Consider the following 21,711-nt stretch of genomic DNA (forward strand, 5'->3'; position numbering starts at 1 on the left):
TCACCCGGCCTGGGCGAGTGTCATCAGGCCGCAGCCGTACGCTTTCGCCTTGCCGAGCCCCAGCGTGAGGGTGCGGCGCAGGGCGACGGGATCGGTGACTTCCAGACGGCCGTCGAAGGTGACCGTCACGAGCGGCACCCGGTTGGGCTTGCCCGTCCCCCTCTCCGTCTTGCCGAATTGGTGGCGTTGCTCGTCACGGACGGTCAGCTGGTGTTCGTCGCCCTGCGCGAGCCGACGTCGCTCCGCGGGCGTTTCCAGGATTCGGAAGCCGGCGTTCTGCTGATGGGTGAGCAGCCACCCCATCTGGTGCCGAGGGGTGCGGTGCGCAGTCCGCTTGAGGGGTTCGCCGGGCGTACGGCGCACGTTGTGTACGGGGTTCGCGGTGAGGCGGAAGGCCCACGTGCTGCCGGCGGTGAGCCCGTCGAGGAAGGCCTTGTACTCGTAGGTCTGCCAGGAGGCGGTGGTGGGCCACCCGGCCTGCTCCACGAGGTGGGTGAGATCGGGGCGCTCCTCGCTGACGATGAAGAGCAGCACCTCGGCGCGGGAGTTGCGGTCCAGGCGCCACAGGACGCGTGAGGTGTCGCCGTCGCCGGGCAGTACCCCGGCGAAGGACGACATCACCGCGGCGTGCATCGGCTGCGGCGAGGAGAGCAGGCGACGGGCTCCGAGCCGCGCGGTATTGATGCGGAACCGGGTCAGGAACATCGGTGACCGTCCAACGGGGACTGCGGAGGCAACGGGGTGAGCAGGGCTTCGGGCGTGTGACGGGGCACGGGTACGGGGCCGGTTACGGGGCCGGACTCGCGCTCCGGTCCGGCAGCCGGCCGGTGGTGGGGGTTGGGGACGTCGACGGAAGTCGAGACGACATGGCGCAGCGCGTAGCGGCGGTGTGCCGGGGAGAAGCTGAGCGGTTGATCCCGTACGGCGCTGCCCGGTGGCCCGTCGCCGACCGATTCGGTCAGGAGGGTAAGCGTGACGAAGGCCTTCCAGCGGTGGCGTTCTTGATGCCACTCGGCCGCCTGCCACGCTTCGTTTCGCAGGACGGCTTCCGCGTCGTGCCCGCTCCTCGTCCCCAGATCGACCGGGCCTTGCGGTGGGCAGGAGCGTCGGCCGAGATAGGGGAGGTATGCGGGAGCCCGCAGCGCTTCGTGGAGCGAACGGATGAGCGGGTCCTCCCCGGCCAGCGCCGCCACGAAGACGGCGTCGGCCAGATAGAAGCGTTCCGATACGGGCATGGCCTTGTCTGTGACGGCATGGCGGGCGGTCTGGAAGTCACGCAGCCGCGTACCGGCCTGGTCGATCCGGACGGCGAAGGTCAGGGACGCGAGGTCGGACAGGTCGGCCGTGCGCTCCCGGCCCAGTGCGGCGGCGAGCAGGCCGATGACGCCGCTCTTCGTGGGAGCCGTCTCGGTGGTGCGGCGGGCGAAGCGGGCCGAGGATCCCCACGACTGCAGGGGTCCGGCCAGGCGTAGGACGAGGGTGCTCATCCACGCTTCTCCAGTCGGCCCTCCACGGCCTGTCCGACCTGGGTGACGAGGTCCCTCAGGTTGACCTCGTCACCCAGATCGGCGAGGCCCTGTGTCTGCTTGCCGACGCGCACGACCCAGGTGCGGTCGGCCGTGGCACCGAAGGCGTCCTCTACTGAGGGGATGTGCTCTGCCAGTGCCTCGCAGGCGGCGCGGACATGCCCGTCGGCCGTGTCCTGGGCGACGGGGTTCTCGAAGGCGCCTACGAAACTGATCGGGCGCGCAGAGCGGAGTTTGACGATCACCGCGTCCGGCAGGGTGTTGTTGCCGAAGGTGTTGAGCTTGCCGGTGGGCATCGACAGGGCGAAGCCTTCGATGAAGGCTTCCACCGCCCGTCGGACCGGTGCGCCGCCGAGTCCGCCCTCCGTGAGGCCGGCAACCAGGTTCTCGGTCAACAGGTCGATGTCGACGGCCGCGTAGCGGTAGAGGGTGGCCGAGTTGAAGTCGACGGTGCCGATCATTCCCGCACCGGTTTCGGCGTCGCCGTTCTGGTCGTCGACGGCCGTGAAGTAGTCCGTTTCCAGGTCCACCGGGTGCACGCTGAGGGCGTGTGCGACCTGGGCCGCGGCGTCCACGTTGATGTCGGTGGTGTCGGCGACCATGCGGCCGAAGAGCGCGATGTCGACGGAGTGACGGGTGGACGCGATCTGCTTGGCGCGGGCCTTCAGACCGGGCTCCTTGACGAACACCTTGGGCTCCGCCTTCTTCGCCAGGCCCTCGACGGCCAGGTCCGCGAGGCCGTCGAGTTGACGTGCGCTGAGGAAGAGCAGGTAGGAGGACTGCGGGGCCTGGGGCTCCGTCGGCGCGTCCTCCGCGTCGCCTTTGCTGTCGCCGGTGGCCTTGCCCTTGCCCTTGGCCGCGGATCCGCGCGAGGGAACCTCCATCCTGGCTCCCGTGGCGGCGGTGATGATCTCTGCCGCCATCGGCCAGACCGCTTCCGCCGTCAGCGACTCCTCGCGAGCCGTGATGCGACGGGTGAGGGCCTCGACCACCTTCTTCGTCCGCACCCCCAGTTCCGCGGGATCCAGCAGGTCCTCGAAGGCCTTGCGGGTGGCCTTCTTCCACGCCTGGCTGGACACGCGGGAACGGCGTACCCCACCGTAGACGGCGCTCTTGGGCGCGCCCGTGTCGTCCCTGTTGATGTTGCTCGGCGGAACGGTCTGGAGGACGTGCACGTCGAGGATGGTGCGGCTCATGTCTGGTCCTTCATCTCGTACTCGGTGATGCCGTTGTCGGTCTCTTCTCGCGAGTCGCCGTCCTGTTGGCCGCCGACGACCGCAGGGCGGTACGCGTGGAAGCTGCGTCCCCATGCCTGGCGCACGACCCGGGGGCCGCCGGGCTTCTGCCACTCGTCCAGTTGCTCGGCGAGCAGTCCGTAGTCGAGCGGGATCTCGGCCTTGCGCAGGAGCACGACCAGCTCACGCAGCCGGTGGGCGAGGACGTCGAAGGACGTGGCGGTCCCCGCACGTACGAGCCGCTTGTGGATCGCCTCATCACGGTCGGAGCCGCTCATCAGGCGCCGCACGGCGGCCCCCAGCGAGGTCCCGTCCCCCACGTGCATGGCGCGGGCACGGTTGGACTGCTGGTGCAGGGCCCAGAGGGTCATGGCGACGTGCGTCGCCCGTTCGGCCCGCAGGGCTTCGTACTCGCTCGGGTGGCGACCGTCGGGCTGAGCGGCGTAGAACCCCTCGATCCCCACGATTCCCCAGAGCTCGGGCAACTCGTTCGCCTGACGGCCGATTCCCCTGCGGAGGCGCGCGAGAGCCTGGACGGCCTGGGAACCGTCCCGTGCGTAGCCGTCCTGGAGGATCTTGATGTGCTGGGCCACGGACCGGCGCAGCGGTCCTGGTTCCCCGGCCGTCGCAGTGGCGCGGGCGGGCCTCGGGCGCGGCGTCGGCTCCGGGCTCGGCTCCGGCATTGGCTCCGGGACGTGCGGCGTGGACTGGGTCATACCGCCGGCTCCTTGCTGTGATCGGTCTCATCCCCTGGTGCGGCTGTGCCGGCATGGGTGGCGTGGCGGAAGGGGAGTGCCTTGCGGAGCCTTGCGTGGAAGAACCGTTCGGACTTCGCGTTGTCCAGCCATCCCGTCTCGTCGGCGTCGGCCAAGAGGTCGAATGCGGCGTTGCGCACGATCCGGTACGCCGTCCGCTGCCAGGCAGCACGGGCCGCGGAGGGGTCCCCGGAACCGTCAAGGGTGACGATCCACTGCCGGTAGGGGCCGTCGAGCAGGCCGAAGCCGAGATCACGCGCGGTCTCACTCGGCGCTTCGGTGAGCCGTCCGGCCGTCCTGGCCAGATCGGCCGCGAGATCGCCCAGGGCATTGACGGCCTTCGAGCTGTCCTCGACCGCTCCGATCGCCTCCAGCGCGTGCTTCTGATCGCGCTCGTGCAGCAGCACCACGGACATGGCGAACCCGTCGTCGACGATCTCGTCGACGACCGACTGCTGCGTGCCGTACACGGCACTGATCAGCCGGGGGCGAATGAGCTGGTTCCGAGGGAGCAGGCGCTCGTGGGTGAGTTCGGCGATCCACTTCAGCACTCCGGCCCGGAGGTGCCTCGCGGGCTCGCCCCTCTGCGTGCCCTGCTCTTCCGTGTGGGACGTGAGCAGGGCATCGAGACTGCGCCAGGCCGAACGGGCGGGATCGTGCCCGCGCGGCATGTAGACCAGGGGCCGTCCGAGCTTCTTCTCCTGTGGGATGCTGCGGCGCCACCCACTCATGGGTTCACGCCGGTGGGCGTCGGGGGCCGGCAGGGGATCCCCGTAGCACAGCACCACGCCGTGCACGGCCTGGCCGTCGTGGTGAAGGCGGATGCGGCGGGACTGCCACGTGTACAGGTCGCGGGGGCCCGTCGGCCTGGATGTCAGGTCGCTCTGCACCTGGGGGCCGCACTGCTCGCGGCGCCAGGCGGGCCGGTCGTCCTTGTCGATGGTGAGGCCGTAGGCGTCGCGGGCGACGAGGTTGAGGAGGAGGGTTTCCCGGAGGTCGTCTCCCTCGGCGAACACTCCCCCGAGGTTTCCGGCCCACCCGACGCCCTGAGGGTAGCCCTTGCCGCCCTTGACCCGTGGGTCACCCACGGCGCCGGACTTGATCCCGGACGTGTCGAAGGCGTGGGCGTGGACGAGCCAGCGGGCCGCCTCGGCGAAGGGGAGCCTTTCGACGCCGGGCCGGCGCATCGTGAAGAAGGGGTCGCCGTTGGGGACGTCGGCCACGATGCGGTTGAGGGAAGCCACCTCGTCCTTCTGTGTCCGCAGGTCGGCGACCTGGAAGAACGGTTGGGTGGGATGGAGGAGGTCGAACCGCTCGCGGTGACGATCGAGGTACGGGGCGACTGCGGACAACGGCTGCGCGCGCTCGCTGAGCTCCTGCCACGCGTCGATGTCCTCGGGGCCGCCCACGGCGTCGTGGAGGATCGCCAGCAGGAGGCGCATCAGCGCGAACTCCTGGGTGGGTACGTCGCCCACGAGCCGCCGGATGTCGGCGGCGCGCGCGAAGACCTCCTTCAAGGAGAGCTCCGCAGCTGTTCCGTCACATAACTGGACGGGCAGCCATGGACGGGAGACGAGGTCGAACCCCGGCACGCCCTTCACCAACCTCACGTCGTCGGCGCCGGCCGGAGTGACCTCCAGGCCGTCGGTCTTGGTGTAGCGGAGCCCGAAGCCTGCCAGGCGGGTCCGGCAGTCCTCGTCGAGAACCAGGAACAGCTCCCCGGCCAACGTGTGGCTCTCCTTGGCCTGCCACGCCTCGGGACAGAACTGCTCCAGCTCGCCGATCACGCGGTCGATGAGCCACGGTGTGCAGAAGTGGTACGGGAGCCGCAGCGCGCTCGCGGCGACCGCTCGCGCCGCGCGGGGCGGTGGTACGGCATCGACGGGGAGGCCCAGGCCCCCGAGTCCGTGGTCCAGCCAGGGCAGCGTGGCGTACGTACCGTCGTCCCGGCGCTGAACGACCAGCACTTCGAGGGACTCCTCGCCATCCCTGACCTGGGCGCGGCCCGACCTGCTGTCGTCGGCATCACCGACCCCGGCGTCGATCCACCCGACGAGAGAGCGCCCCGGCTTGCGGACCTCGTCGATCCGGAACGTGTGGGCCCGCCGCCGCTGCACGGCCATGGCCTGCTCGTGCGCGGCGAGCGCGTCGGCCATGGCCTCGGCCCAGCTGTCGGGTACCCGCGGAGTGGACTGTCCGTACGCGCTCTGCACGAGCGGGCTGATGTGGTCGGGCAGGACCACCGAAGAGCCCAGGTGCGGGCGCAGGACGGCCAGGGCGCGCATCAGGGCGTGGCTCCCGTACACGGCAGCGGAACCGGCCACGGGGGTCGGCATCTCCGCCGACCAGTCGACGCCGGTGATCAGGCACCGGGGAACGCGCAGTCCCGCCGGCCGTTGTGACCGGCCTTCGCCACGACGATGGCGGTGCAGCCGCCCCATGCGTTGCAGGACCAGGTCGACGGGGGCGAGGTCGGTGACCAGGAGATCGAAGTCGATGTCGAGCGACTGCTCCGCGACCTGGCTGGCGACGACGATGTGAGGCCCTGAAGGACGCCTGCCGGACGGGCCGAACCCGGCCACGAGACCCTCGTCCTTGCGCGCCCGGTCCAGGTCCACGAAGCGGGAATGCGCCACGGTGACCGCGTCCGGCCCGAACCGCTCCCGCAGGACTTCGGCCGCGGTCAGCACACGGTCGACGGTGTTGCGGATCACCAGCGCGCAGCCGCCGTCGGCCAGTTCGCTCTCCAGGCGGTCCGCGAGGGCTGCGAGCCCGTCGTCCAGCTCCTCCAGCCGGATCTCGACACGCCGGTCGGCCGCTGCGGCAGGACTGGCGGTGATCGTATCCTGGCCCTCGGACACCACGCTGATCAGCGGGTAGCTCTCGGACTCCGCCAGTTCCTTCCGTCCGTCGGCCGCATCGGCGTAGGCCCGGGCCAGCGCCTGACGACGGCCGGCGGGCAGGGTCGCCGACAGCATGACGACGGGCACCTTGTACGCGCCGAGCCAGGACAGGACCCGCTCGAGGTACTCGTTCATGTAGGCGTCATAGGCATGGACCTCGTCGATGACGACGACCTTGCCGGCCAGGGCCAGATGCCTCAGGGCCAGATGCCTGCTCTTGAGCCCTGCGAAGAGCAACTGGTCGATGGTGCCTACGACGAAGGGTGCCAGCATGCCCTTCTTGCGGCCCCGCAGCCATTGGTGCGCAACGAGTTCGGACGCGGCGACGCGTTGGCCGGTGCGTTCGGAGCGGACGGACTCGGCCGCCCCGTCGAGGTCGACGGCGGCGATCGTACGGGCGCCTGCGCGCATGTCCCGGGCGAAGTCGTCGTTGAGGAACGCTTTGGAGTGCGCCAGGGAGACGGTGCGTACCTCGTCCCCGGGAAGGTTGCCGAGCCAGCGGCGCAGGCGTCCGTACATGGCGTTGGCCGTGGCCCGGGTGGGCAGGGCGACGAAGCATCCGCCGGCCCGGGTGCGGGAGGCGAAGATCTCGGCAACGGCGAGTGCGGCCTCCGTCTTCCCCTCCCCCATCGGCGCCTCGATGATCATCAGCCCCGGTGACTCGGTCGCGCGCGCGAGGCGCACGGCCTCGACCTGCAGAGGGCGGGGCTCCGAGAGCGCGAACCGGGCCGCGAAGAGCTCGCCGGCAGTCTCCGTCACGGCGGCGGGGGACCAGGGCGGGGGCAGCTCGATGCCGCGCCAGGCGGATTCGATGCGCTCCGCATCGCTACGTGGTTCGTCCTCGGGGGTGAGCAGGAAGAGGTCCGAATTGCTGGCGATCCAGTCCGCCAGGATCACCAGGGCACCGAGCACGACCTGCACGGTCTGCGGCAATTTGACGGCCCGCCAGTGCGGCAGGCGGTCCTCGACGCCGTACGCCGCACCGCATGCGTCGAGCAACTCCGTCTGGACGCCGTGCCAGAGCCGTTCGCTGGGTCCGGGCGTCCGGAGCAGCTCGGTGTGCTGGTGCAGGTAGGGGAAGGCTTCGTGCCCGGGGGGCACACCGTGGTGACCGCCGACGGCGCCCGCGAAGGCCATGGCCGCGCGCGGGGACCAGCCGTGCCGCTCCTCCAGCCACTCCTCCAGGATGACCTGGCCGGCCAGACCGTGCGGGGCGCGCTTGCGCTCGTCCCCGAACTGCTGTGCCGTCGGCATGTCCAGCCCCGCCTCGCGCATGCTGTTGGCGAGGAGGTCGACCTGGCACGCGAAGGCGGGCGTGGCCTTGCCGATGTCGTGGACCGCAGCCAGCCACACGGCGAGCGACCTGGCGTCCTCCTCCCCTCCGGGAAGGCTCTGCGCGACGAGCGCGCGCACGTTGTGCGGAACCCACTCGTCCCAGAGCCGCTCCGCCATCGCGGCGGAGTCGGCCATGTGCCTCCACAACTGGAGCCATTTCGCAGCTGGTCGATCGTGCTTGGCCCACACGGTTCGGGCTGCCGGCGTCAGCCCCGCACTCCAGTGCGGCGCGGCGTGGTGCATCCGGATTCCCCCAGGACTGCGATGACCGGCGATAGGCGTACGGCTGTTCCCGCCGAGCGAGCGGGCTCCCTGTCGCTCACCCGCGAGCAACAGGGAGCCCGCCCATGGTCAACGACTCAGCCGAGCCTCGAACCCTGTTCCGCCACATTCACCCGTGTGGGTGACGAGGCGGCGACGGCCTTGATCGGGCAGGGGCGTCCGGACTTTGTCCGCGAGGGCTTTGGCCTCCCGGAGGGGCTGCTGTCGGCTGTGCACGGTCGCCCCGCGGCCCGGGGGCGGTGGCGGGGTGCCGCGGGGTGCCCGTGGGTTCCGGCGCCGGTCGGTGGCGGCGGGGCCCGGTGCGGTTACGCCTCCGCTTCGGCCAGGGGCTGGTCCGGTTCGGTGGCCAGGACCAGTTGGGTGATGTCGAAGCCGTCCGGGGTGCGGACCTCGATGCGGTACAGGCCCGGGGACGGTGCCGATGCCGTTGCCACCGCTGCGCCGTCCTCCCAGGTCAGGGTGAGCTGTGCCACGGGACGGCCGGGGTCGGCGAGGTCGGTGAGGTGGCAGGTCAGGCCCGGGAGGGAGTCGACGTCGCTGAGGTGGATCTTCCACGGCCGGCCCGCCTCGACGAGGTCGGGTGCGTTCAGGCCGCAGCCCGCCTCGCCCTGGGGCGGCCCGGGGTGGATGTCGTCGCGCAGGATCTCGGTGATGGCGTCGAGGGCGGTCGGCGCCTTGGCGACGTCGCCGTGCTGGAGGGGCAGGTGGGTGACGGCGTCGGTGAGGATGGCCGACTCCTTGTACACGGTGCCGTCGCCGTGGACCCGGAAGTACCGGATGCGGTCGTTCCGGTCGCGGATGAAGGTGCCGTCGGAGTTCTGGCGGGCTCCGTCGTAGTGGGCCTGCAGCTCGCCGCCGGTGATGGTGAGGTTCTGCCAGGTGGGCTGGTTGACGCCGACTACGGAGCGGTGGCCGGGCAGGCCGATGTCCTTCTGGCGGTGGTGGAAGCGGGCCGCGTCGCGCGCCAGCTCCGCGTTGCCGCCGATGGCCGTGACGTCGCCGGGGGTGAGGTGGCGTACGTCGTCCCCCGCGCGCAGGCTGCGGTACTGCGGCAGCAGGTCGTGGAGGCCGGGCATGGTGGCGCAGAGGGCGCGGAGTTTGCGGTGCGGCAGCGGTACGGGGGCGCCGCGGCCGGTGGCGAGGATGACCGCCGCCTTGACCGAGCCCTGGAAGGGAGTGCCGAGGGTGATGACGCCCCGGGTGTCGGTGTGCAGGTCGCCGTCGTGGGCGGGGTCGAGTGCCGCGCGGGTGACGAGGCCGCCCATCGAGTGGGCGACGAAGACGAGCCGGCCCTCGCGCTGGTCGGTGCGGTGGCGTCGGGCCAGGGTGTGGGCGGGGTGCAGGCGCCAGTCGGTCAGGTGGCGGCGCGCGGCGTCGGCCAGGAGGCGCCCGTTAGTGGCGACGGGCAGGCGCCAGTCGTAGGCGAACTCCAGGATCGCGGCGGGGTGGGCGACGCTGGAGCGGACGGTTTCGACCAGGTCGGCGTACGGCTCGCTGCCCGCGAGGTACGGGGTCCACGCGGAGTGCTTCAGGAGACCGGTGGCCTCGATGCGGCCGGTCTTGCCCGCCAGTTCGTCCTCGGTCATGGCCAGGGATTTCAGGCCCGAGGGCGTGGTCCAGGCCTTCAGCAGCCAGGAGATGCCGCCGATACCCCAGAGGTCCTTGCCGGTGGTCGTGTCGCGCAGGGTGCTGCCCATGATGCCGGGTACGACGACGACTGCGTCCTGGGTGACGTGGTCGGGTAACTCCCCGGCTTCCTGCGGGTGCTGTGCGGTGGTGGCGGTCGCGGTGGTGGTCGCGGTGGTGGTCGTGGTGGTGGCGGTGGTGCGGTGCGGGTGGTCGTTCATGGCAGTGAAGAATAGGGACCGTGGACGGGGAGCGGGGCGAGATCGGCTTAGCCGGTCCGGCAGGGGCGACGCCGGCGGCAGGGGCGCGGGCCGTCGCCGGGAAGGTGCCGGCGCCGGCGGTCCGCGCCGCCGTGGAGGCGGAGCCGCGTACGGGCACCCTGTTCGTCCTGCCGATGGAGGACGGGACGGAGGCACTGCGCCAGGCCTTCGGGGCGCAGCTGGAGGCGGTGGCCCTCTGGTGGGAGAAGCCCCCTCCGGACGGGCCCGGTTTCGTGAAGGTGGCGCCCTCGCAGCCGGTGACGAGCCGTCATGACGTGGAGTGCTTCCTGACGACGTCGGGGATCCGGGAGGCGGAGCCGGACGTTCCGGTGGTGCTGTACGTGACGGGCCACGGGGTCGCCTCTTCCGCGGCCAAGCACTTCGCGGTCCTGCGGGACACCGACCCCGGCCGGCTGCTGGCGACGGGGCTGCGGACGACGGAGATCGTGATCGCCGCGCTCGACTCGCACGCGCGGGACGTCCTGGTGGTCGTGAACATGTGCGAATCCGCCGACCTGGCGGGCGAGCTGCTGGACCTCTCCCGGGACCTGGACACCGCGCGCACCACGTACGGCACGCTCAACGTGCTGGTCACGGCAGCGTCCAAGACGCGGGTGATGGGCCGGGAGTTCGCGCTCGTGCTGCGTGCGGCCCACGAGTGGCTGCGTACGGCCGGAGGGATCACGCGCCCGTACCTGACGATGTCGGAGTTCAGCCGGGCCCTGTACCAGGCGGGGCAGACGATCGGCGCGGAGCTCGGCCGGAGCCTGTCCGTCGACTGCCGTGTGGTCATGGGCAAGCTCCACGTCCCGACCCCGGCCCTGCCGAACCCGGGGTACCGGCCCGAGCGGGCCGCGGTGGAGGAGAGCCGGCAGGAGGTGGCGGCGACCCCGGAGGACCTGGGCTACTGGGTGGAGAAGGCCAGCGGGCGCACCGGAGCCGACGACCCGGGCTGGTACTTCTCGGGCCGCAGGCGGCTGAACGCCTCGGTGGTCTCCTTCCTGACGGGCCCGCCGGGAATCCTGTTGGTCACCGGCATCACCGCGAGCGGGAAGTCGGCGATCCTGGGCCGCGCGGTGACCTTGAGCGACGCGAAGTTCCGCGGGTCCGCCCTGTTCGCGGCCGCCGTCGGCCACTGTCCACCGGAGACCGTTCCGGGCGAGGGCGCGGTGACCATCGCGGTCACCGCGCGCGGCCGGGAGGCACTGGGGCTGCTGCGGGCCATCGCGAAGAAGCTGGGGGTCGGCCCGGACCCCTCGGGCAGGGACCAGCTGAGCCGCTGGCAGTTGGGGCTGCGGGGGTTCCTGGCTTCGCCCGGTCCCGTGGTCACGATCGTCGTCGACTCCCTGGACGAGGCGACCGACCCGGCGGCGGCGCTGCACCAGGTCCTGGTACCGCTGGCCGGCCATCTGTCGGTAGGCGGCGGCGTTCCTGCGGCTGTGGCTGTGCCTGTGCCATTGCCTGTGCCCGCGCCCGCGCCCGCGGTGCCGGATGGGGGCCGGGCCTGTTCCGGCGGCCTTCCGCCGCCCGTGGTGCGCGGGGTCCGGCTGGTCGTGGCCGTCCGCAGCAGCGACCCGGGCGGCGGTGGCGAGGGGGGCAGCGAGGGTGGCGGCGGCGCCGCGGCGAGCGGCCCGGACCTCCTGGACCGGCTGCGGGACGCGTTCCGCGGGGCGGCCGTGCTGCGTACCGACGACGCGGACATGGGCAAGGACGTCGAGGGGTATGTACGGGCCCTGTTGGACGGGGAGGCGCCTTGGGCGGGGCACGACCTGACGGAGGTGTCGCGGACGGTGGCCGGGGCGGCGGGGCGGTCCTTCCTCGACGCCCGAGTGGCGGCGGGGCAGCTGCGCACGGCGGGGCCGCGGCTGCTGGCCGACCCGGGCTGGCTCGCCCGGCTGGGCGAGGGCACGGCCGGGCTCCTGGAGGCCGATCTGGCGAGGTCGGCGGAGGACGGCCTCGCGGCCGACGAGGCGCTGGCCCTGCTGCGGGCGTCGGCGTTCGCGCTGGGGCGGGGGATCGCGTGGGGGGAGGTGTGGCCCGCTGTGGCGTCCGCGGTGCTCGGGAGGGCCGTCGAGGACGCCGACGACAAGATCGGGATTCTGCTGGAAGGGCGCCTGGCGGGGTATCTCACCCGTGATGTGGAAGAGGATCAGCGGGTGTACCGGCCGGCGCACGAGCGGCTGGCCGCCGTGCTGCGCGCCCTGCCCGTGGGCGGGGCGGCGCCTGGTGGGGGGATGGGAATGACGGATGGTCAGGATGAGCCTGCCGATAAGGCCGATAAGGCCGATGGGGCCGTGGTTGGTGGGTTCGGTGGGGGCGGTGGGGCCGGTGGGGGCGACGAGGTTACGGGGACCGGTGCCACGGACACCAGCCGCGCGGCGGGGGACACGTATGGGGGCGGCCCGTACGAGGACGCGTACAGGAGCGCGTACGGGGCCTCGTACGCCGACGACGCCGCCGACGCCGATGTTCACGCCCGGATCACGCGGGCGCTCGCCGAGCTGGCCGCGCCCCAGACCCGCGCCACCGAACACACCGCAGCCGCAGCCGCCGCTGCCGGCGCGGAAGGCGTCGTCGGCCCCCCGGACACCGCCCCGCATCCCTACGTACGCCGGTACCTCGCGCGTCACGCCCGCCTGGGCGGGGTCCTGGACGACGCGCACGTGCCGGCCGAGGTCCTCCCGTGGCTGACCGGCAGCCCCGTGCGCGGTCTGCTGGGCCCCGGCCGGGGGCGGGAGGGCCGGCTCTGGCTGGAGGCGTGGGCCGCGGTGGAGCCCTACCTGCACCGCGCCGACCACCCCTCACGCCTGGCCAGCCTGCATCTGGCCCACACGGCGCTGCGCTTCCCCGGAACGGCACGCCCGCGCACGCCCGAGGACACGGGCACGGGCACGGCCGCCCCGCCCCCCGGGCCGCTGGCCGTGCTGTGGTCCCGTTGGACGCCGCCCGTCAACGTCCTGGCCACCCTCGGAACCACGGTGCGCTCCCTGACGGCGGTGACGGCCCCCGACGGGCGCGCCGTTCTCGCCGTGGGCGACGACGACGGCGGAATCGAACTGATCGACGCGGTCGAGGGGACGGCCCTCCGCGAACGGATCCGCGGGCACGAGGGCGCCGTACACCACCTGCTCCTCGCGCAGCGCCCCGCCCAGTCCCCGCTGCTCGTGTCCGGGAGTACGGACGGAACCGTACGCCTGTGGGACCCGGCCGGCGGCGGGCTCGTCGATCAGGTGCACCGGCCCGGCGGGATCTGGATCGCCGACGTGTGCGCGTACCGCGACGGCGGGCACGAGCTCGCGGTGGTCAGCGTCAACGGGGACGGGGAGGTGGTCTGGTGGAACGAGCGGATGGGGCCGCAGGAGCTGCTGACCCTTCCGGGGGACACGCCGCGTACGAGTGCCACCGCGCTGGCGCCGCTGGAGGATCCGCCCGGCCGGCCGCTGCTGGCCATCGCCGACGGGGCGTCCCTGACGTTCCGGGACACCGGGGCCGGGGTGGAGGTGGCGGCGTTCGACCTCCCGGGGGCGGTAAGGGTACTGGCTCCCACCACGCGGCCCGGGACGGTCGCGGCCGGCCACGCGGACGGGAGCGTCGGCGTCTGGGGCACCGACGGACTGCGCGCGACCCTCACCGGCGCCGACGGGCCGGTGAGCTGCCTGGCCGGCCTCGTCCTCGGCGAGCGCCACCTGCTCGCGGCCGGAACGGGCCGGGGCATCGCCGTCTGGGACGTCTCCGCGTGGGACACCGCCGGCCTGGCGGCTCCGGGGCTGCTGAGCGGGCACGCCTCCGCTGTGACGGCGCTCAGCCCCGTCGCCTCCCCGGAATCCGGAATTCTTGCCTCCGCCTCCAGTGACGGCACGCTGAGGCTGTGGAACCCAGAGGTCCTGGAGCGCGCGCTGGCCGGCGCGGGTACGCCTGCCGAACCCGTGCCGACGAGCGGGGCACTGCTGTCGGCGGAGCCGGGGGACCCGCGCGGCCGTTCCTGGTTCGCACTCGGCGGCGAAGGCGCCCCGTACGTCGACGTACGTGACATCGGCACGGGGGACGCGGTCGCCCGGATCGACACCGGCCGGCCGCCGTCCGCCCTGGTCTGGGCCCACCGCCGGGAGGGCGGCCGCGTCCTGGTGTCGGCCTCCGGGCCGGCTTCCGGGTCGGCCTCCGGGTCGGCCTCCGGGTCGGCCTCCGGGTCGTCCGGAGGCGAGGGCTACGGCATCCGGTTGTGGGACGCGGGCACCCGCCGCTTCCTGCCCGACGTCCTCGAAGGGCACTTCCTGCCCGTCCGCGCCCTCGCCGCCTGCACCACCGCCGACGGCCGCCACCTGCTCCTGAGCGGCGGCGACGACGAAACGGTCCGGCTGTGGGACCTGGACGATCCGGGCCCGCCGCTGCGCACGTGGACCGGTCACGGCCTGCGGATCCGGGCGGTGGCTGCCGCTTCGTGCGGGCGGGGCGGGGACTGGTTCGCCTCCGCGAGCTCCGACGGCACCGTACGGCTGTGGGACGCGGAACTCGGCCCGCTGGGCGGGCCCCTGCGCTGTGACCAGGGCGTCCTGCACGCCGTCGCCCTCGACCCCTGCCCGCTCGGCGGCCTTCCGCCGTATCTGGCCAGCGCCGGGGACACCGGCACGGTACGGCTCTGGGACCTGGCGGAGCGCCGCCCGCTGGGCGAACCGCTGACCGGCCACACGTCGGCGGCCGTACACGCCCTGGCCCTGTGGAACGCGGAGGGCCACGGCAGCTTCGCCGCCGCGGGCGCGGCCGACGGAACCATCCGCGTCTGGGACGCCGCCACCGGGCAGTGCCGTCTGCTGCTCGCCACCGGCAGCCCGGTCCGCGGCATCGCCGCCCATCCGGCGGCGGCGGGCGGCGGGCGCGTCGTGCTCTCCTTCACCGGGGACGGGGGCGCCGCCGCCGTGGAGATCGACCTCGCCCGGTGCCGGACGGACGGAAGCTGATCACGCCGTGCGCGGGCCCCGTGCGCAGGCCCGTACGCAGACCCGCGCTCAGACCCGTACGCAGGCCCGTACTCAGACGCGTGTGCAGGCTTGTGCGCAGGACCGTGTGCGCCCCCGTGTTCCTTCGTGCGCCCCCCGTTGACCCGGGTAACCCGGTCGCTTCGATCGCACCCGAGCATGAAAATGATCGTTCGGCATGTGTCACCGATCAGTACGCCGCACCGAAGGCGCCCCACACCTCGCGCTGACCGAAGACCACTGACCGAAGACCCTGACCGGTGACCGATGGCCACGCCGCTCATGTGCCCCTCATGAGCTCCCCTCACGAGCCCCACCCTCACGAGCACCACACCGTCACAAGACCGGCTCCCCCGGCGGGCGGACCGCCCCGCCGGCCCGCCCGCCGCACGAGCCCACGAGCATCACCGGCCCGTGCCCCGCATCCCGCGGAGGCGGCCGGAGCAAGGAGTACGGCCCCATGAGCCGGGACACCGACACGGACACCGCACAGCCGGACGTCAGCCTCATCCCCGCACCGGAACGCGGCATCTGGCGGCTGGGGAAGTCCAAGAATCCGGTCACGTACGAGAAGATCAGCCAGGAGGACTCCGACCGGACGGGCGGCAACCGCTGGAGCCTGGTCAGCTACGGCACCCTCTACTGCGCCTCCGAACACGACGGCTGCTTCGCCGAGGCCTTAGCCCCCTTCCGCGTGAGCCCCGCCATGCGGGAGGTCATCGCGGACGACTGGCAGGAGCCGTACTACATGGGCCCCGGCAAGATGCCCCGCGACTGGACCACGCGCCACACCCTGGTCCGTCTGCAGCCGCCCAAGGAGGCCCGCTTCCTCGACGTGGACGACGAACGGACCCTCAAGACGCTCTCCCACGAGCTGGAGGACAAACTGGCGGAGCAGGGCGTCGACCTGCTCACCACGGAACACATCCAGGGCTTCAACCGCCGGATCACCCGGCTGATCTCGGCCTGGGCCATCACCCAGCGCACCGGCCCCTCGGAGCAGGAACGCCTCGTCCACGGCATCGCCTACCGCTCCCGCTTCGGCATGCGCCAGTGCTGGGCCGTCTTCAGCGACGTGGCACTGAAGCAGGAGGAGTCCAGTCTGGTCTTCCCCGAGGCGGAGGCACTGCGGCGGGTGGCCGACGAGTACGGCCTCACCATGCTGTGACCGGCCCCGCCCGAACCGCCACGACTCAGCCCCCTCCACCTCCCCCCTCCACCTCCCCCCTACTTCCCCACCCGAAAACCCACCCGGAAACCCGCCGGAAAACCACCACATCTCTGTCGTCCAAAAGGAGGAAAACGACTCACTCCCCACACCCACTCACCCTCCTCCCCCTCCCCCAATCGATAACATCAATGCAGGTCAGAAGCTAAGTCCGGCCTGAAACACAGCAGTTGAGGCTCCGTCGAGAACCCGCTGGATTCTGCCTAAGAGGTGGAGTTGACGGGTGATAATGGGTAACCTGACAAGTACATCGACCGACTTGGAACGTGTGGGGGATCTCATGAGCACCACCGGCAACATCGTCCGTACGTGCTTAGGTTCGGGTTTCGCGCTGCACATCGCGGCACCACCCAGCACCACAGGCGCCGCCGCACTCCCAGCACTCTCCAGTCATCCATGCGCCGGATCCCCGCGGACCGGAATACATCGATGCTGAACCCCGCCGCCCGCCGCTAGCCGGCCCGGCCCACCCCACCCGTCACTGGTCACGCTTCCCGGCGGGTCGGAAGCACCTCACGAAGCGTTCACAGCTCGCCGAGACCGAGCGTCCCCTCCGTCTGCCATCGCAGCAGCACGCGACAGCCAGGTCCTGCGCGCACCCGACACCCGTCGCCTGAACACGCGACCCGCCACCGCGCGGGCGCGCAGTCAGGGCAACGAGGGAGACCTGACCATGCCTTCACACACCACCACGCCCGCCCCCGCCGCCACCTCCGCCGCCAAGAGCGCCGTGAGTGCCGAACGGGCCCACATCGCCACCGTGCGCATGCACATCAGCGAGATCGCCCGGTTCCTCCAGGACAACCTGGGGCAGCGGCTGACCGCGCGCATCGCCAACATCAGCGACCCCAAGCAGGTCGGCAAGTGGGCATCGGGCGACACCACCCCCCGGCACGAATCCGAGGAACGCCTGCGCGCCGCCCTCCAGGTCTTCCAACTCATCCAGGACGCCGAGAGCCTCTACACGGCGCGCGCCTGGATGATCGGCATGAACCCGCAGCTGGAGGACGAAGCACCGGCCCAGTGCATCGCCGACGGCCGCATGCGCGACGTCATGGTGGCGGCCCGCGCCTACGTGGACGGCGGCTGACCCCACGCCCCACGCGTGTGCTGGCGTGGCTCGGCACCGGGGCTTGGGTCCGTAGGGGGTGCCGTGTCGGCACGAAGGCCTCCCGTCAGCGCCGCAGCACCACCGGCAGGGCGTGACATGACCGGTGCACCGGGCGATCGGCGGGTACGTACCACCCGGCCCGAACCACCCTTCGAGGTGGCGCCCTCCCTTGACAACGCACCTGGCGGCCGGGCGGACTTCCTGGCATGTGTGCTGAATGGGCGTACCCGGTACTGCGCACGCGGGATCGGGCAGAGGCTCTCCGCGTGGGACGGGAACTGCTGGCACTGGCCGACGCGAGCGACGCCACGGTGGAGGCGAGTGCGCGGGCGACGCGACGGGACGAGTGGCAGCGGCTGTTGACCGCGTTGCGAGGGGCCTTCACGACACGGGGCAACTACCAGCCCCACTCCGGGAGACCGGCTGACCCGTGCGGCCATCCGCGGGGGTGCCGGCCCTGGATGCTGGGAGAGTCGGTACGTCCGGACATCGTCGCGGCCGGGGCGCTGGACATCTCGGGGTCATCCCCGCGGGTGCGGGGAGCAGTGCGAGAGGGGCGGGAACGTCCACGTGCGGGTGGGGTCATCCCCGCGGGTGCGGGGAGCAGAGGGGAATGTGCCGACCAGGGTGACCGTGGGTGGGGTCATCCCCGCGGGTGCGGGGAGCAGTCCATGGTGCGGCGGGCGACCACGCGGGGGTGGGGGTCATCCCCGCGGGTGCGGGGAGCAGGGTTTCTGAGCTGGCACTTTACTCGGGCCTCGGGCTGTTTCTGAGCAGTTTCGCCGGATCCGGCAAATGCGCTGAACCTGCCGTTTCCGGATAGAGGACTTCGCTCGGGCTGGATTCCGCGGGATCGAGAGGGGGGATCAGCGGTGGTCTCCGGGGTGCGCGACCGTGCGGCCCGAGGTGGTCACGGGTTCGGCGCTCGCGTCGCCGGTGTTCAAGGGTGAGGCCCCTTCCCCCGGCCCACGGCAGCTGCTGCCGCCACGGAGACCTGGTGGTATCGGTGGGGTGCTTGCTCCGCGGTGTCCGGGCCGGGACGAGGCGGGGATCCGGCGTCGGCTTCGGCTTCGGCTTCGGGATCAGGCGCAGAGGGGGGTGCCGTCCGGGCCCGTGGTGCGGCTCAGGGCAGGATCGTGACGCCGATCTGCATGTGGATGTGGTTCTGGTGGGCGTTGACCAGCGTCGCGGGGCCGGTGTAGTCCGGGTAGATCACGAAGCCGGAGCCGCCGATCTCGGGCATGGGCCACTTGTTGGCCGGGCCGATGGCGGTGGCCTCGCACTCGAACGTGGCGCAGCGGAACGCGGTCGAGAACAGCCCGTACGCGAGGGGGTCCGTCGCGGGATCGATGCGGAACTTTCCGGGGGTGCGCGGCAGGTCGCCCCAGTCCCGTTGCACCAGACGGGTGAAGGTGACCCCGTCCAGCTCCCCCACGATGCCCGAGAGGTCGAGCGCGCGGCCCTGGTTGTGGCAGTCCTTCGGGTTGGGCCCGCCGTGCCCGATGCCCAGGTGGAGGAGTTCGGTGACGTCCGGAGACGAGGAGTTGATCCAGCGGGTGAGGCGGTACAGCGCGATCAGCATGCACTGGTCGAGGTTGTCGATGACCGTGGACGTCGGGGCGATCTGGTTCGTGTAGCGGATGCCGCCGAACGACGGCGGGCTCACCACGACGCGCTGCGTGGGCGTCGGCGACACGATGCCGGTCGGGCCGTCCACGAACACCGGGCTCTTCAGGGTGAGTTGACCCCGCCGGATCAGGTCGGCCATCAGCCGGTTCGCCTGGGTGAGGGTGAGCAGGCGGGCCGGGGCCACCGCCCCGGAGGGGGTGGGAGCGAGCCGGAAGGCGGCGTCGAGGGGGCCGCTCGCGTCCACCTGGTCGGCGTCCAGGTCGAAGCGCTGGTACTGCCCGCCCCGGAAGAAGTACGCGTACCGCCCGCCCGGGTACGCCACGGCGTCGAGGTTCGCGGGGAAGACCCCGGTCCAGCGGTCCGCGATCCGGACGGGGAAACCGGGGTCGACCCGGTCCGCGGTGATGTCGTACCGCACGTACGAGTCGCCCTTGAAGAGGTACAGCTTGCCGTTCCCCCAGTTCACGGCCGCGTCGATGCCGGTACGCCAGTCGGGGCCGCCGCCCCCGCCGGTGGGGAGTCCGGGCCACTGCGGGCCGATCGCGAGCGGGTAGCCGGGGTCGACCCGGTCGGAGGGGTCGTCGTACCGCCGGTAGTCGCCGCCGGTGAAGGCGAACGCCTTGCCCGCCCCCCACCAGACGAAGGCGTCGGGCGAGCCGGGGAGCCCCTCCCACCGGTCGATGCCGAGGCCGGAGTCCTCCCGGAGACCGGCGACGCAGTCGTACCGGTCGTACGTGTCGTCGTCGTAGAAGAGGTACGTCTTGTCGTTCGACCAGGAGATCGCAGTCCGCAGGTTCGCCATGGTCTCGGCTCCTTCCACGCGGGGGCGGGCCGCCGGCAGGGCGGCGGCCCGTCCACCTTCCTTCCTGGATTCCCGTGTTTCCCCTGCCTTCCCTCACACGGTCAGACGGGTCCGGTCCACCGGCAGCCGACGGTGGGCACGCAGTGCCAGCCGCGCCCGTAGTCGTGCAGCAGGGCCCGCGGGTCCCCGGGGAGGGATCCGTACTCGCCGAGCGGCTGCATGTCGACCTTGGTGGTGGGGTCCTCAGGGTCGGTGAAGACGACGCGGTACGGCAGGTAGTGGACCCTGCGGTTCACGGCCGGTGCCTGGATCGGCAGGTCGAGTCGCATGATGCCTCCTCAGGTGTCCGATGGCGTCGTCGGCCGGTCATCGGAGCCGGCTCAGAACGGCCACAGGTCGTCCAGACCCTGACCGATCTTGCTGAGCAGGCCGTTGGCCTCGGCGCCGGAGGTGGCGGCGTACCCCTCGGGGCGACGGCCGCGGCGGACGGGCGGAGACTGCTGGGGAAGCTGCAGCCGCAGCTGTCCGGCAGGGGACCAGCGCGTGGCGCCGGTGTCCTCTTGGGTGGTTTCGTCGAACATCACGTTGTCCTTTCCTCGTGTTCTCTCTGTTCCTCTGTTTCCTCTGTTTCCTCTGTTTCCTCTGTTTCCTCGGGAGGGGCCGGTGTCCTCAGGGGGTGATCCCGACAGGGGTCAGACCCTGATACCGTGCCGGCCCGCGTAGCACATCTGCCGGGCCATGCCGGTGAGGTTGGCGCAGCCCGACGCGGCGGCCGCGACGCCCTGTCGGCGGGCGTCCGCCTCTGCCGTGGCGTCGTCGCGGCGGACGGCCCGGACTTGGGGAGGGAGTCCTCCCGGTCTGTTGTGTCTGGTGTCCATGGCTGTTCTCCTCCCTGTTCCTCGTGGTCAGCTGTTGAGGAACGTGTGGACCGGAGCGAGGCTGACCGGCAGCTCGTCGCTCACGTCGATGGTGAAGAGGTACGAGAGCCGGGCTCTGCGGTCGTCTTCCGGGTCGAAGAGGGTCACGACGACGTCCTGGCAGTCCGAGCCGACGCGGCAGTACGGGCTCTTGGTGACGGTGATCGTGTCGAGCGAGTACAGGCCGCCCTTCGATCCGGGTATCTGGCCCGCGGACAGGATTCCCTGGACAATCTGGCCCCCGATCAGGAACGCGTTGGTCCCCGCGTAGTTCAGCGCCCGGTCGGCCGAGGTCTGGCCGAGGTTGCGGAACTGGTAGTAGATCTTGTCGAGGAAGGAGCGGATCGTCAGACGGATCTCGTTCTCGTGGGTGGCGGAGACGTGTTTGATCTTCGCGTCCCGCATGACGCTGTCGAAGACGGAGTCGACGAGCGCGCTCTCGTTCCAGGTGTAGAGGCCCCGGCTCTTCACCTCGACCACGGGCACGAGCTGGCCGTTGAAGAGTCGCTTCGTGCGGTGGGTGAGGATCCCGGGCACCGACACGCGCGAGACGTAGCCGGCCCGCTCCTCTTCCTTCTCCGGGTCGAGCGCCTGGCCCACGATGGCGTCCCGGAACACCCGGTACACGGTGGACACGGGCGGACTGGCGAGTTGGTGGATCAGGTCCGAGAGCGTCGAGGCCTCGTTCCTCTCCAGGTGCGTGGCGGCCTGCCGGGCCCGCTGGGCGTCCTCCGGGGAGACGATGGGTTCGCTCCAGTCCATGCCCACCGGCGCCTCGGCCTCCAGGGCGTACACGGGTGCGCCGTCGAGGGTCAGCGTCCAGGTGACCTTGTCGGAGGCCCAGGGGGCGGAGGCCAGGTAGGACCGTAGCTGCCTGGGGCTGTACGGGTCCGGCTGCTGCTCGACATCCTCGCCGTCGATCGTCACGGTGACGTACGGCATCTGCTGGCGGAAGCTGTCCCGGCGGGCCTCGGTCTCGTAGTCGAAGCCGATGGTGCCGATGGCGTAGACGAGGGGGCGGGCGGCACCGGGTCCGGCGCCCCCGCAGGCACAGTCGGTGTCGCCGCCGCAGGCGTTCGACGGCGACAACGTCGGCAAATGGCTCCAGCAGCAGAAGCAGCCGGCCACC

Annotated in this window: 13 protein-coding genes, 1 pseudogene and 1 CRISPR repeat array; of the genes and pseudogenes, 3 read left to right on the top strand and 11 right to left on the bottom strand. The window is 71.8% G+C overall.

Annotation, left to right across the window (positions count from 1 at the left end; genetic code table 11):
• The 6 genes from cas6e to ABZW32_RS09795 form a co-directional block, all read right to left on the bottom strand.
• Positions 1-705 (bottom strand): type I-E CRISPR-associated protein Cas6/Cse3/CasE, encoded by a 705-nt coding sequence (cas6e, locus tag ABZW32_RS09770; RefSeq protein ID WP_356213666.1) that lies wholly within the window; start codon positions 703-705, stop codon positions 1-3.
• A complete protein-coding gene (gene cas5e / locus ABZW32_RS09775) occupies positions 696-1,487 on the bottom strand; it encodes a type I-E CRISPR-associated protein Cas5/CasD (RefSeq protein WP_356213668.1) in 792 nt (263 codons plus the stop codon). The genes cas6e and cas5e overlap by 10 nt, the downstream gene beginning before the upstream one ends.
• On the bottom strand, positions 1,484-2,722 hold the full coding sequence (gene cas7e / locus ABZW32_RS09780) for a type I-E CRISPR-associated protein Cas7/Cse4/CasC (RefSeq protein ID WP_356213670.1): 1,239 nt from the start codon (positions 2,720-2,722) through the stop codon (positions 1,484-1,486). Before cas7e ends, cas5e begins: the two co-directional genes overlap by 4 nt.
• Positions 2,719-3,477, bottom strand: coding sequence for a type I-E CRISPR-associated protein Cse2/CasB (gene casB, locus ABZW32_RS09785; protein WP_356213672.1), 759 nt, complete (start codon positions 3,475-3,477; stop codon positions 2,719-2,721). Before casB ends, cas7e begins: the two co-directional genes overlap by 4 nt.
• Positions 3,474-7,889 (bottom strand): type I-E CRISPR-associated protein Cse1/CasA, encoded by a 4,416-nt coding sequence (casA, locus tag ABZW32_RS09790; RefSeq protein WP_356213674.1) that lies wholly within the window; start codon positions 7,887-7,889, stop codon positions 3,474-3,476. The genes casB and casA overlap by 4 nt, the downstream gene beginning before the upstream one ends.
• Positions 7,890-8,341: 452 nt before the next feature.
• Entirely contained in the window at positions 8,342-9,883 is a 1,542-nt protein-coding gene (locus ABZW32_RS09795; RefSeq protein ID WP_356213676.1) for a hypothetical protein, read from the bottom strand.
• 20 nt (positions 9,884-9,903) lie between these two features.
• Between ABZW32_RS09795 and ABZW32_RS09800 the strand changes: the two genes are divergently transcribed.
• The 3 genes from ABZW32_RS09800 (at position 9,904) to ABZW32_RS09810 (ending at position 17,213) form a co-directional block, all read left to right on the top strand.
• Positions 9,904-14,877, top strand: coding sequence for a hypothetical protein (locus tag ABZW32_RS09800; RefSeq protein ID WP_356213678.1), 4,974 nt, complete (start codon positions 9,904-9,906; stop codon positions 14,875-14,877).
• 478 nt (positions 14,878-15,355) lie between these two features.
• Positions 15,356-16,063 (top strand): RES domain-containing protein, encoded by a 708-nt coding sequence (locus ABZW32_RS09805; RefSeq protein WP_356213680.1) that lies wholly within the window; start codon positions 15,356-15,358, stop codon positions 16,061-16,063.
• Between the two features lie 733 nt (positions 16,064-16,796).
• Positions 16,797-17,213, top strand: coding sequence for an XRE family transcriptional regulator (locus tag ABZW32_RS09810; RefSeq protein WP_356213682.1), 417 nt, complete (start codon positions 16,797-16,799; stop codon positions 17,211-17,213).
• A 538-nt stretch (positions 17,214-17,751) separates the two neighbouring features.
• Positions 17,752-17,965: a CRISPR direct-repeat array (repeat unit 29 nt; unit sequence GGGGTCATCCCCGCGGGTGCGGGGAGCAG).
• A gap of 392 nt (positions 17,966-18,357) precedes the next feature.
• On the opposite strand, the gene ABZW32_RS09815 is transcribed toward ABZW32_RS09810, so the two are convergent.
• The 5 genes and pseudogenes from ABZW32_RS09815 to ABZW32_RS09835 all read right to left on the bottom strand — a co-directional run.
• Positions 18,358-19,665, bottom strand: coding sequence for a hemopexin repeat-containing protein (locus ABZW32_RS09815; RefSeq protein WP_356213684.1), 1,308 nt, complete (start codon positions 19,663-19,665; stop codon positions 18,358-18,360).
• Positions 19,666-19,766: 101 nt separating this feature from the next.
• Positions 19,767-19,994 (bottom strand): hypothetical protein, encoded by a 228-nt coding sequence (locus ABZW32_RS09820; RefSeq protein WP_356213685.1) that lies wholly within the window; start codon positions 19,992-19,994, stop codon positions 19,767-19,769.
• Between the two features lie 51 nt (positions 19,995-20,045).
• On the bottom strand, positions 20,046-20,246 hold the full coding sequence (locus ABZW32_RS09825) for a hypothetical protein (protein ID WP_356213687.1): 201 nt from the start codon (positions 20,244-20,246) through the stop codon (positions 20,046-20,048).
• A gap of 111 nt (positions 20,247-20,357) precedes the next feature.
• On the bottom strand, positions 20,358-20,543 hold the full coding sequence (locus ABZW32_RS09830) for a hypothetical protein (RefSeq protein ID WP_356213689.1): 186 nt from the start codon (positions 20,541-20,543) through the stop codon (positions 20,358-20,360).
• A gap of 27 nt (positions 20,544-20,570) precedes the next feature.
• A pseudogene (locus tag ABZW32_RS09835) lies at positions 20,571-21,711 on the bottom strand (hypothetical protein); the annotation flags it as partial.

The sequence above is a fragment of the Streptomyces sp. NPDC004667 genome (assembly GCF_040609475.1).
GTDB lineage: Bacteria > Actinomycetota > Actinomycetes > Streptomycetales > Streptomycetaceae > Streptomyces.

Bases quoted from the DNA above. Each gene is read 5' to 3' on its own strand.
- ABZW32_RS09810 (WP_356213682.1), top strand. From the start codon at position 16,797: ATGCCTTCACACACCACCACGCCCGCCCCCGCCGCCACCTCCGCCGCC.
- casB (WP_356213672.1), bottom strand. From the start codon at position 3,477: ATGACCCAGTCCACGCCGCACGTCCCGGAGCCAATGCCGGAGCCGAGC.
- ABZW32_RS09830 (WP_356213689.1), bottom strand. From the start codon at position 20,543: ATGGACACCAGACACAACAGACCGGGAGGACTCCCTCCCCAAGTCCGG.
- casA (WP_356213674.1), bottom strand. From the start codon at position 7,889: ATGGCCGACTCCGCCGCGATGGCGGAGCGGCTCTGGGACGAGTGGGTT.
- cas5e (WP_356213668.1), bottom strand. From the start codon at position 1,487: ATGAGCACCCTCGTCCTACGCCTGGCCGGACCCCTGCAGTCGTGGGGA.
- cas6e (WP_356213666.1), bottom strand. From the start codon at position 705: ATGTTCCTGACCCGGTTCCGCATCAATACCGCGCGGCTCGGAGCCCGT.
- ABZW32_RS09825 (WP_356213687.1), bottom strand. From the start codon at position 20,246: ATGTTCGACGAAACCACCCAAGAGGACACCGGCGCCACGCGCTGGTCC.
- ABZW32_RS09820 (WP_356213685.1), bottom strand. From the start codon at position 19,994: ATGCGACTCGACCTGCCGATCCAGGCACCGGCCGTGAACCGCAGGGTC.
- ABZW32_RS09815 (WP_356213684.1), bottom strand. From the start codon at position 19,665: ATGGCGAACCTGCGGACTGCGATCTCCTGGTCGAACGACAAGACGTAC.
- ABZW32_RS09805 (WP_356213680.1), top strand. From the start codon at position 15,356: ATGAGCCGGGACACCGACACGGACACCGCACAGCCGGACGTCAGCCTC.
- ABZW32_RS09795 (WP_356213676.1), bottom strand. From the start codon at position 9,883: ATGAACGACCACCCGCACCGCACCACCGCCACCACCACGACCACCACC.
- cas7e (WP_356213670.1), bottom strand. From the start codon at position 2,722: ATGAGCCGCACCATCCTCGACGTGCACGTCCTCCAGACCGTTCCGCCG.